General features: G+C 74.0%; 6 protein-coding genes. 2 read left to right on the top strand and 4 right to left on the bottom strand.

Annotated elements, in window-relative coordinates; translation table 11 throughout:
• The 4 genes from E1285_RS38345 to E1285_RS38330 form a co-directional block, all read right to left on the bottom strand.
• On the bottom strand, nt 1-2,356 hold a 2,356-nt coding region (locus E1285_RS38345; RefSeq protein WP_132159511.1), incomplete at its 3' end, for a type I polyketide synthase.
• 45 nt (nt 2,357-2,401) lie between these two features.
• Nucleotides 2,402-7,915 (bottom strand): type I polyketide synthase, encoded by a 5,514-nt coding sequence (locus E1285_RS48345; RefSeq protein ID WP_132159510.1) that lies wholly within the window; start codon nt 7,913-7,915, stop codon nt 2,402-2,404.
• 237 nt (nt 7,916-8,152) lie between these two features.
• On the bottom strand, nt 8,153-9,760 hold the full coding sequence (locus E1285_RS38335; RefSeq protein WP_132159509.1) for an ABC transporter permease: 1,608 nt from the start codon (nt 9,758-9,760) through the stop codon (nt 8,153-8,155).
• Entirely contained in the window at nt 9,757-10,683 is a 927-nt protein-coding gene (locus E1285_RS38330) for an ABC transporter ATP-binding protein (protein ID WP_132159508.1), read from the bottom strand. Before E1285_RS38330 ends, E1285_RS38335 begins: the two co-directional genes overlap by 4 nt.
• A gap of 89 nt (nt 10,684-10,772) precedes the next feature.
• On the opposite strand from E1285_RS38330, the gene E1285_RS38325 reads away from it, so the two are divergent.
• Entirely contained in the window at nt 10,773-11,288 is a 516-nt protein-coding gene (locus E1285_RS38325; RefSeq protein ID WP_132159507.1) for a MarR family transcriptional regulator, read from the top strand.
• A 114-nt stretch (nt 11,289-11,402) separates the two neighbouring features.
• The gene (locus tag E1285_RS38320; RefSeq protein ID WP_132159506.1) at nt 11,403-11,801 is read left to right on the top strand and encodes a nuclear transport factor 2 family protein; all 399 of its coding nucleotides are present in this window, start codon (nt 11,403-11,405) and stop codon (nt 11,799-11,801) included.
• The last annotated feature ends 20 nt before the right edge of the window (nt 11,802-11,821 follow it).

Raw genomic sequence — 11,821 nt, 5'->3', positions numbered from 1 at the left:
TGGTTGCGGGTTGGGGGTTGATGCCGGTGGTGGCGGTGGTGATGTGGTCGGTGATGGTGTCGATGGCGGGGCTGTGTGAGGCGTAGTCGACGTCGATGCGGCGGGTTTTGATCTGCCGCTGCTCGCACTCGTCGAGCAGTGCGGTGATGGCGTCGTGGGGTCCGGCGACGATCGTGGTGGCTGGACCGTTGACCGCGGCCACGGTGATGGTGTGGGGGAGCAGGTCGTCCAGGTCGTTGGGGGTGGTGTGGATGGCGGCCATGGTGCCGGTTCCGGCGAGTGTGGTGAGGGCTTGGCTGCGGAGGGCGATGAGTTGGGTGGCGTCGTGGAGGGTGAGGGCGCCGGCGGTGTGGGCGGCGGCGATCTCCCCTTGGGAGTGGCCGATGACCGCGTCGGGTTCGATTCCGAGGGATTGCCACAGGTGCGCCAGGCCGGTCATGACGGCGAACAGTGCGGGCTGGACGACGTCGACCCGGTCCAGCGACGCTGCTTCGCCGTTGGTGAGGATGTCGGTGAGGGACCAGTCCACATGCGGGGCCAGTGCCTGCTCGCACGCCTGGATGTGGTCGCGGAACACCGGGCTGCTGGTCATCAGTTCGGCACCCATCCCGGCCCACTGTGATCCCTGGCCGGGGAACACGAACACCGTCTTGCCGCCCGCATCGCCGGGAGACGCGTGGCCGGTGACCACGGCCGGGTGCGGCTCCCCGCTCGCAAGCGCCCGCAACCCCTCACGCAGCGTCGCCTCGTCACCGACGATGACGGCGCGGTGGTCCAGGACCGAGCGGGTGGTGGCCAGCGCCCATGCCACCTGCCCGGGGTCCAGGTCGGGGTGGGCGTCCAGGTGCTCGGCCAGCCGCCGCGCCTGCGCGGCCAGCCCCGCCTCGGTCTTGGCCGACAGCAACCACGGCACCGCCGAGGGCCGCTCATCTTCCGGTGACCTGTCCCGGCGGCCGGTGTCGGCGTGCGGAGGAACGGCCTGCTCGATGATCACATGGGCGTTGGTTCCGCTGATGCCGAAGGAGGAGATCCCCGCGCGCCGCGGCCTCCCGGTCTCCGGCCACTCGACCTGCTCGGTGAGCAGCTCTACCGCCCCCGCCGACCAGTCGACATGCGGCGTCGGCTCGTCGACGTGCAGCGTCCGCGGCAGCACACCGTGCCGCATCGCCTCGACCATCTTGATCAGGCCCGCCGCGCCCGCCGCGGCCTGCGTATGCCCGATGTTCGACTTGACCGACCCCAGCCGCAGCGGCCGGTCGCCGGGCCGCTGCCGGCCGTACGCGGCAATGAGCGCCTGAGCCTCGATCGGGTCGCCCAGCGCCGTGCCGGTCCCGTGCGCCTCGACCGCGTCGATGTCCCCCGGCGCCAGGCCGGCACCGGCCAGCGCCTGCTCGATCACCCGCCGCTGGGACGGGCCGTTCGGCGCGGTCAGGCCGTTGCTGGCGCCGTCCTGGTTGACCGCCGAGCCCCGTATCACCGCGAGCACCGGGTGACCGTCGCGCTGCGCGTCCGACAGTCTCTCGATGAGCACGAGGCCGGCGCCCTCGCCCCAGCCGGTGCCGTCGGCCGCCGCCGCGAACGCCTTGCACCGGCCGTCAGCGGCCAGGCCCCGCTGCCGGGAGAACTCGGTGAACAGCCCGGGGGACGACAGGACCGTCGCCCCGCCGGCGAGCGCCAGGGAGCACTCGCCGCGCCGCAGGGACTGGCAGGCCAGGTGCAGCGCCACCAGCGAGGACGAGCAGGCCGTGTCGATCGTGAGCGCGGGCCCCTCCAGCCCGAACACGTAGGAGAGGCGGCCCGACGCCACGCTCGGTGTGACCCCCGTGGAGAGATGGCCCTCGATGTCCTCCCCGGCCTCCGACAGGTGCGGCCCGTACTCCTGGTAGGTCGCGCCGACGAACACGCCGGTCCGGCTGCCCCGCACCGACGACGGGGCCATCCCGGCACGCTCGAACGCCTCCCAGGCCGTCTCCAGCAGCAGGCGCTGCTGCGGGTCCATGGCCAGCGCCTCACGCGGGGAGATCCCGAACAGGTCGGCGTCGAAGCAGGGCGCCTCGCCGACGAAGCCGCCCTCGCGGACATAGGAGGTTCCGGGAACATCGGGATCCTGGTGGTAGATCCGTTCGAGATCCCAGCCCCGGTCGGCCGGGAACGCGGTGACGGCGTCCCGGCCTTCGGCCACCAGGCTCCACATCCCCTCCGGGGAGGAGGCACCTCCGGGGAAGCGGCACGCCATGCTCACGATGGCGATCGGCTCGCGGTCGCGGTCCTCCGCTTCGCGGAGACGCTGCCGGGTGCTCTGGAGCTCGGCCGTCGCCCGCCTGAGATAGTCGCGGAACCTGTCGTCGTTCTCCATCGAGCACCAACCAATCTGGAGGGGGTCGCGATCCGGGCGTCCGCGTCAGGCCTGTCCGAGTTCTCTGTCCAGGACGGCGAACAGCTCGCTGTCGGTGACCGCTTCGAGGTCGGCGGCGGGTTCGGCCGGTGCCCCGGCACGGCGGGAGTTCCGCCACGCGCGCAGCAGCGTCTCCAGCCGAGCCGTGACCGCGGCGGGGTCGCCGTCGCCGTCCGCGAGCGCCGCCAGCGTCTTCTCCAGCCGGTCGATCTCCGCCAGCGCGGCTCCGGCCCCGTCGCCGCGCCCGAGGTCGAGCAGTTCGAGCAGATGGTCGGCGACCGCCCGCGGCGAGGGATGGTCGTAGACCAGGGTCACCGGCAGCCGCAGCCCGGTTTCGGCGTTGAGCGCGTTGCGCAGCTCCACCGCCGCCAGCGAGGTGAACCCGAGCTGCTGGAACGGCCGGTCCGGCGGCACCGCCCCGGTCCGGTCGTGCCCGAGCACCCGGGCCGCCTGCGCCCGCACGACCTCCTGGAGCACCGGGCCGCGCTCGGGGACGGGCAGGCGTGCCAGGCGCCGCGGCAGCGACGGCCCGGCCGCCCGGCGCGCGGGAACCCGGACCAGGTCGCGCAGGATCGGCGGGAGCCCTCCGGCGACCGCCTGGCCGCGCAGCGCCGCGAAGTCCAGCCGGACCGGCAGGACCTGCGGCGCGTCGACCGCCAGCGCCGCGTCCAGCAGCGCCAGGCCCTCCGCCGGGGCCAGCGGGCGGGTGCCCAGGCGGCGCAGCCGCCGCCGCTCGCCCTCGTCCAGGCGGTCCGCCATTCCGCCGGCCTCCGCCCACGGCCCCCAGGCCAGCGACCGCGCGGGCAGGCCGAGGGCCGTGCGGTACCGGGCCAGATGGTCGAGGAAGGTGTTGGCCGCCGCGTAGTTGGCCTGGCCCGGCCCGCCCAGGGTCCCCGCCGCCGACGAGAACAGCACGAACGCCGACAGGGCCGCGTCGCGGGTCAGCTCGTGCAGGTTCCAGGCCGCGTCCGCCTTGGGCCGCAGCACCGCCTCCAACCGGTCGGGTGTGAGGGACGCCAGCACCCCGTCGTCCAGGACACCGGCCGCGTGGACGACCCCGCGGAGCGGACGGTCGTCCGGGATGTCCGCCAGCACGGCGGCGAGCGCGCCGCGGTCGGCGGCGTCGCACGCGACAACGCTCACGCGTGCGCCGCGGCCGGCGAGCTCGGCGCGCAGCGCGGCGGCCCCCGGGGTCTGCGCTCCCCGCCGACTGAGCAGCACCAGGTTCCGGACGCCGTGCCCGGCCACCAGATGCGCGGCCACCAGGGCGCCCAGGCCGCTCGTGCCGCCGGTGATCAGTACCGTGCCGTCCGGATCCCATCGCATCCCGGGCCGGTCGGCGCCGGACGCCGACGCGAGACGGGGCACCAGGACCGCGCCGTCGCGGACGGCCAGCTCGGGCTCGCCGGCTCGCCGCAGCGCCTCGGGCACGTCCGCGTGGGAGGTGGCCGCCGGGTCCAGGTGCACCAGCGCGAACCGTCCGGGGTTCTCCGCCTCGGCCGCCCGCACCAGCCCCCATACCGCCGTCTGCGCCGGATCCGCGGTCTCCGCCACCCCGCGCGTGACGATCGCCAGCCGCGATGCCGCGAACCGCTCGTCCGACTGCCATGCCTGCAGGACCTCCAGCACCTCGACGGCCACCCTCCGGGCCGCCGACGGCACATCCCCCGGGTGCGCGGGGCAGGGGAGCACGACCAGCTCCGGTACCGGCGACCCGGGGTCGAGCGCGTCTTCGAGTCGCGCGCGCGCCGGGACGCCGTCGGCCTCCGGCACCAGCATGACCCGGTCGTCGGAGGCATCCGGCGGCGCACCGGCCGGAGAGCCGGGCAGCGGAACCCAGTCGAAGCGGAACAGCGAGCCCGGTCCCGCGGTGTCCGGCCCCAGCCTTTCGACCGGGACGGGGCACGGCCGCACCGACCGGGCCGAGATGATCGGATCTCCGGCTTCGTCGGAGACCAGCAGTTCCACGGCATCGGGGTCCGTCGCGGGAACCAGCCGTACCCGTGCCGCCCGGGCGCCTGCGGTATGCAGCGCCACCCCGGTCCACACGGCGTCGAGCACGACCGGGGCATCTGGTCCGGCCGGGAGCCGTGTCACGTGCGTCGCCGCGTCGAGCAGCGCCGGGTGCACCCCGAAACGGTCGGTGTCGGCCTGCGCGCCCTCCGGCAGGGCCACCTCGGCGAACAGTTCCTCCCCGCGACGCCAAGCCGCCCGCAGCCCCTGGAACACCGGCCCGTGGCCATAGCCCCGCGCCAGCAGGCGCTCGTAGGCGTCGTCCACCTGGATCTCGGTCGCCCCGGCCGGGGGCCATGCCCTGTCCGGCTCCGGCGGCGGCACGGGCGTGGACGGTGCGAGGACGCCGGCGGCGTTGCGCATCCAGGGCCGATCGTCAGCGGGGCCGTCGGGGCGGGAATGGACGGAGACCGGCCTGGCCCCGGACTCGTCGGCCGCGGCCACCACCACCCGCAGGTCGACGCCGCCCCGTTCGGGCAGGACGAGCGGGACGTCCTGGACCAGTTCCGCCAAGGCGGCGCAGTCCACGAGTCCGCCGGCGTGCAGGGCCAGGTCCACCAGCGCGGACGGCGGCACCACCCCGGTACCGAGGACTTCGTGTTCGGCCAGCCAAGGATGCGCCTCGCGCGTGAGCCGGCCCGTGGCGACGACGCCGTCCGACTCCGGCAGCGCCACGACCGCGCCCAGCAGCGGATGGCCGGCCGGACCCAGCCCCATCGCCGCCGGGTCTTCACCGGGCCGCTGCTCGGGGAGCCAGTAGCGGCGGTGCTCGAACGCGTACGTGGGCAGGTCCACGCGGCGTGCCCGGTGCCCGCGGAAGACCGCCTCCCAGTCCAGCGGCATCCCGGACGCGTACAGACGGCCCACGCCCGCCTGGAATGCTCCCGCCTCGGGCCGGTCCCGCTGCTGCAGGGCGACCAGCAGCGCGTCTTCGGCCTTCACGCACTCCTGCGCCATGGCGGTCAGCACGCCGTCCGGCCCCACTTCGGCGAACCGGGTGACACCCGCGTCCTCCAGGCAGCCGATCGCGTCGGCGAACCGGACCGCCTGGCGGGCGTGCCGGACCCAGTAGTCCGCCGAGCCGAGTTCCTCGGCGGACGCGACGCCGCCGGTCAGGCTCGACACGAGGGGAATGGACGGCGCGCGGTACGTGACGCTCTCGGCCACCTCGCGGAATTCCGCCAGCATCGGCTCCATCAGCGGTGAATGGAACGCGTGCGACACCGTCAGCCGGGACGTCTTGGCGCCCTCGTCCTTCAGCCGGGAGGCGATCCGCTCCACCGCGTCCTCGGCCCCCGAGATCACCACCGAGGCCGGGCCGTTGACCGCCGCGATGCTCACCTCGCCCGTCAGCAGCGGCGCGACCCGCTCCTCCGTCGCCCGCACCGCCACCATCGCGCCGCCGGGCGGCAGCGCCTGCATGAGGCGCCCGCGGCTCGCCACCAGCCGCGCGGCGTCGGGCAGCGACCACACGCCCGCCACATGCGCCGCGGCCAGCTCGCCGACGGAATGGCCCGCCACGTGGTCGGGCCGGACGCCCCACGATTCCAACAGCCGGAACTGCGCGACCTCGACCGCGAACAGCGCCGCCTGCGTGCAGGAGGTCTGGTGCAGCGCCGGGTCGCCCTGCCAGAGCACGTCACGCAACGGGCGGTCGAGGTAGGGGTCCAGTTCGGCGCAGGCGGCGTCGAACGCCGCCGCGAACGTGGTGGACGCCGCGTACATCTCGCGCCCCATGCCCGTGCGCTGGGCGCCCTGACCCGAGAACAGGAACGCCAGCCGGCCCGTGCGCGCGGGCTCCAGCACCAGGTTGGGCGCGGTTTCGCCGCGCGCCGCGGCGGACAGGCCGCGGAGCAGTTCGCCCGTGTCCGCGCCGACCAGCACGGCGCGGTGTTCCAGGGCCGCGCGCCCGGTCGCCGCGGAGAACGCCAGATCGACGGGCCGCGTCTCGGGACGGGCACCGACGTGCTCGGCCAGCCGGGCCGCCTGGGCGCGCAGCGCCGCCGCGCCGCCGGCCGACAGCGGCAGCGGCACCGGCCCGGTCCACGACGGGACGGGATCGGTCTCCCCGTCCCGGAGGTCCGCGGCGTCGTCCGCGGCGTCCGGCGCGGTCTCCGGCCCGGCCTCCTCGATGATCACGTGGGCGTTGGTGCCGCTGATCCCGAAGGAGGAGACCCCGGCGCGGCGCGGACGGCCGGTCTCCGGCCACCGGATCTCCTCGGTCAGCAGCCGCACGGCGCCCGAGTCCCAGTCCACGTGCGGGGTGGGGGTGTCGGCGTGGAGCGTCCGCGGCAGCCGGCCGTGCCGCATCGCCAGCACCATCTTGATCACCCCGGCGACGCCGGCGGCGGTGGCGGTGTGCCCGATGTTGGACTTGATCGAGCCCAGCCAGGCGGGCCGGTCCGCAGGCCGGTCCCGCCCGTAGACGGCCAGCAGCGCCTGCGCTTCGATCGGGTCGCCCAGCGTCGTGCCGGTGCCGTGCGCCTCGACCGCGTCGATGTCGCCCGGCGACAGCCGCGCCCGGCGCAGGGCGAGGCGGACGACCCGCTCCTGGGCCGGCCCGTTCGGCGCGGTCAGCGCGCTGCTCGCCCCGTCCTGGTTGACGGCGCTGCCCCGTACGGTAGCCAGGACGGTGCGGCCGTTGCGGCGCGCGTCCGACAGCCGCTCCAGCAGCACCACGCCCACGCCCTCGCCCAGCCCGGTGCCGTCGGCCTGCGCGGCGAACGGCCTGCACCGGCCGTCGTGCGCCAGCCCGCGCTGCCGGGAGAACTCGATGAACAGGCCGGGAGTCGGCATGACCATGACCCCGCCGGCGAGGGCGAGCGAGCACTCGTCCTGCTGGAGCGACCGGCAGGCCAGGTGCAGCGCGACCAGCGACGAGGAGCACGCCGTGTCGACGGTGACCGCCGGGCCCTCCAGCCCGAACGTGTAGGCGACGCGTCCGGAGATGACGCTCCCGGTGTTGCCGGTGAGCGAGTAGTTCTCGTAGCTCGGCGGGATCTGCCGCTCGTTGGCGACGTATCCGGTGTGCGCGGCGCCGACGAAGACCCCGGTGGGGCTCTCGCGCAGCCCCCGCGGGTCGATGCCGGCCCGCTCGAAGACCTGCCACGCGGCCTCCAGCATCTGGCGCTGCTGCGGATCCATCGCCATGGCCTCGCGCGGCGAGATGCCGAACAGGCCCGCGTCGAACTCCATCGCGCCGTCGAGGAACGCCCCGGTCCGGACGTACGAGGTGCCGGGCCTGCCGCCGGGCTCCGGGTCGTGGACCCGCTCCGGGTCCCAGCCGCGGTCCTCGGGAAAGCCGGAGAACGCGTCCTTCCCGGCGGCGAGCAGTTCCCACAGGTCCTCGGGCGACTGCACGCCCCCCGGGTAGCGGCACGCCATCGCGACGACGGCTATCGGCTCCCGGGCCTTCGCCTCGGCGTCCTGGAGGCGTCGGCGCGTCGCCTGCAGGTCCGTCGTGACCCGCTTCAGGTACCGGCGGAGCTTGTCTTCCGTGTTGGTCATCTGAGCCTGTCTCCGGACGAAGGCGATGGCGACACCGGACCGATCCGAAGGATCGCGGTGGCGGTCACCTGCGGAACACGCACATCCCGCGCGATGCGTGTGTCCTATGTTCCGGAGCCGGCTAAAGCCGGGCTAAGCCTCGCCTTGGCCCCGCCCGAGCGCCGGACGAGGCGTGCCCGGGAGACGGTGCGCCGCCGTCCACCGCCTCTCGCGGGGGACGGCGGCGCATCACGGCCCTCAGACGGTGTAGTCGCGGCGCCGGAACCCGGCGAGGCCGAGCGCGACGAGCGCCGCGGTGATGATGATCAGCCACATTAGGGGCGCGACGGACACGTCACCGCCCGGTAGCTTCGGGATGTGGGTGAACGGGGACAGGTCCAGCGCGCGCTGGCTCATGCCCATCAGGGCGCCGAACTGCCCCAGGAAGAGGAAGACCACGAGCGCCCCCCACCCCACGGCCGCGGAGAGCCGGGGGAGCAGGCCGAACGCCGCGACGGTGATCGCGGCCAACGTCCAGGCGGCGGGCAGCTGGACGAGCGCGCCGCCGAGGATGCCCGGCAGCACCCCGCCGAGGTCACCGCTGTTCAGCCCGTGCACCAGCCCGGCGGCGAGTCCCGCGGCGGCCATCGCGGCGGCGGTGCCCAGGAACGCGAACAGCAGGTGGCCCGCGGCCCAGCGGAGCCGGGGGACCGGGGCGGTCAGCACGTGCTCGGCCCGCAGGTTCTCCTCCTCGCCGCGCAGCCGCAGCGTGGTGAGCACCGCGTAGCCCGAGACGACCAGCCCGACGATGCTCATGCCGGAGGCGATGAAGGTGTCGACGAGCGTCGCCTCCCCGCCGAGGCGTGTGAACGCGTCCTTGAGGTCGTCGTTGTCGCGCAGCGCGTCCCCGACGCCCTGCGCCAGGCCGCCGAACACGGCGCCGAGGACGGCCAGCCCCGCGACCCAGGCCAGCAGCATGCCGCGGTGGACGCGCCAGGCCAGTCCGACGGGGCCGCTCAGCGAGGGCGCGGCGGCGCCGGGGCCGGGGCGCGCCACGAAGAGCCCGGCATCCAGATCGCGGCGGGCCGACAGCCGGAACGCCGCGGCGACCAGCAGTGCCGTGAGCGCGGCGGCCGGCAGCAGCACCCACCACCGCTCGTCGGCGAACGGGCGCAGCTGCTGCGCCCAGCCGACCGGGGAGAGCCACGACAGCCACGCCAGCGCGTTGCCCTCGCCGCCGGCGTCGCCTGCCAGGCGCAGCAGGTAGGCCACGCCCAGCGTCCCGATCGCGACGCCCCGTGCCGCGCCCGCGCCCACGGTGACCTGCGCGGCGACCGCTGCGACCGCGGCGAAGACGCAGCCGCAGAGGGCGAACTGCATCGCCACCGCGAAGGACGCACCGCCCGGCTGGCCGGTGCCGGACAGGCCGGCGGTCATGATGAGGGCCAGCACCAGGTTGGCGGCGAGGGTCACGGTCAGCGCGGCGGCCAGCGGCGCGTGCCGCCCGACGACGGTGGCGCCGAGCAGCTCGCGCCGGCCGTTCTCCTCCTCGGTGCGCGTGTGGCGGATCACCGTGAGGATGCTGATCAGCGCGACGATCAGCGGGACCAGACTGAGGCGCTGCGTGACGATCCCGCCCAGGCTGTCGTTGTGCAGCGGCCCGAACAGCGCCAGGAAGGCCGGGTCGCTGCCGCTGGTGCCGGCGTACTCCTGGCGGTCGGCGGCCGTGGGGAACAGATCCTCGGTCATGGAGACGAAGTTGACCGGGGCCAGCGACATCCACAGCACCCACAGCGGCAGCAGGATCCGGTCGCGGCGCAGGACCAGCCGGATCAGCTTCCCGGTTCCGGTGAGCGTGCCGCTCACCGCATGCTCCCGGAGCGCTCGGCGGAGGCGGCCTCGCCGTCCGCGGGGCGATCGACGTAGTGGCGCAGGAAGAGCTCCTCCAGCGTGGGCGGCTGCGCGACCAGGTTCTGCACGCCGACCGCGATGAGCCGGCCGAGCACGTCGTTCAGCCGGTCGGTGTCCACCTCGCAGCGGATCTGGCCGTCCGAGACCTGCACCTCGTGCGCGCCGGGCAGGTCGGGCGGGGCCGCGCCGGCCAGCCGCGCGGTGATCGAGGTGCGGCTGAGGTGGTGCATGTCCTGGATCGTCCCGGTCTCCACCGCCCGCCCCTCGCGGATGATGGTGATCCGGTCGCAGAGCGCCTCCACCTCGGAGAGGATGTGGCTGGACAGCAGGACCGTGCGGCCGTTTCCGGCCTCTTCGCGGACGACCTGGCGGAAGAGCTCCTCCATCAGCGGGTCGAGCCCCGACGTCGGCTCGTCCAGGACGAGCAGCTCCACCTCGGAGGCCAGGGCGGCGATCAGGGTCACCTTCTGGCGGTTCCCCTTGGAGTAGGTGCGTGCCTTCTTCTTGGGATCGAGGTCGAAGCGCTCGATGAGGTCGGCCCTGCGGCCTGTGTCGATCCCGCCGCGCATGCGTGCGAGCAGGTCGATGATCTCGCCTCCGGTCAGGCCCGGCCACAGGTTGACGTCGCCGGGTACGTAGGCGAGCCGCCGGTGGAGTTCGGTGGCGTCCTTCCAAGGGTCGCCGCCGAGCACACCGATCTCACCGGCATCGGCCTGCAGCAGCCCGAGCAGGATGCGGATCGTCGTGGTCTTCCCGGCCCCGTTGGGGCCCAGGAAGCCGTGGACCTCACCGGGTTGCACGGAGAGGTCGAGCTGGTCCAGCGCGCGGGTCTGGCCGAAGGACTTCTCGACGCCAGACATCGAGATCACGGGAGTCATGCACCGGATGCTAATCTAGTTTTAGAAGTTCGTAAACCTTCAATAGCTTGTAAATCGTCTGAGCTGGTGAGAAGGAGTGATGACGCAGCGTGGAGGAGACATCGACGGGCCGCGAGGAGGCCCCGGTGCGCAGATTCGTCGAGCACCTGGCGGCCGCGCTGGCCGACTTCGGATTCCCGCCGATGTCGGCGCGGGTGCTCGTCACGATGATGGTCAGTGACGAGGAGACGCTGTCGGCGGCCGACTTCGGGGAACGGCTCGGCGCGAGCCCGGGTGCCATCTCGACGGCCGTGCGCCACCTGATGCACATCGGGATCCTCGTGCGCGAGCCGATGGCCGGATCGCGGAGCCATCGCTACCGGCTGACGGACGACACCTGGTACGAGGGCAGCGTGTCCAAGGCCGTCTACTTCAAGATGATCGCGGACCTCGCGGACGAGGGGGTCGGGGTGCTGGGCGGCTCGGAGACGTCGCCCGGCGCCCGGATGGCTGAAATGCGGGACTTCTTCCGGTTCTTTCAGACCGAGCTGACCGAGATCTACAAGCGCTGGAAGGACGTCAAGGCGGGCGGCGCCGATCGTCCTTCGCCGTCCCCGGAGGCTTGAGGGCACGCACCTGCGGAGGAATTCCTCGATCAAGGACTCTAGGGAGACTTTAGACGGGCTTTCCATCATGGCGGGGCACCCGCGAGGCGGCCGGCGGCCGCGCAAGGAGGCATCGTGCCCGACGAGACGGTCCGGAAGAAGATCGCGCTCGACTACTGCCGGTTCATGAACGCCGGCGACGTCGACGCGGTGCTCGCGCTCTTCGTCGACGACGTCCGGTTCGAGGATCCGGTCGGCTCCGACCCGATCCGCGGCCGCAGGGCGCTGCGGGCGCATCTCGCCAACGCGATCGAGCAGGAGGTGCACGAGACCGTCGGCGACCCCGTGGCGGCCCACGACGACGAGCACGTGGTGATGCCGGTGACCGTCTCGCTGAACCCGCCCGGCGTCGAACCGGGGCAGCGGCTGCGGATCAACCTCGTCGCCATGATGAGCGTGGGCCCGGACGAACTGATCCGCCGGGTCCGGGTCTTCTGGGGGAGGACGGACGCGGCGCTGGTCCCCGACGGCTGATCCCGCCCACCCCGCCGCAC

The organism is Actinomadura sp. 7K507, assembly GCF_004348425.1.
Lineage (GTDB): Bacteria > Actinomycetota > Actinomycetes > Streptosporangiales > Streptosporangiaceae > Spirillospora.
This window is presented reverse-complemented; position numbering and strand designations above follow the sequence as displayed.

What these genes read in the sequence shown, in the direction of transcription:
- E1285_RS48345 (WP_132159510.1), bottom strand. Translation starts at nt 7,915, where the DNA reads ATGACCAACACGGAAGACAAGCTCCGCCGGTACCTGAAGCGGGTCACG.
- E1285_RS38330 (WP_132159508.1), bottom strand. Translation starts at nt 10,683, where the DNA reads ATGACTCCCGTGATCTCGATGTCTGGCGTCGAGAAGTCCTTCGGCCAG.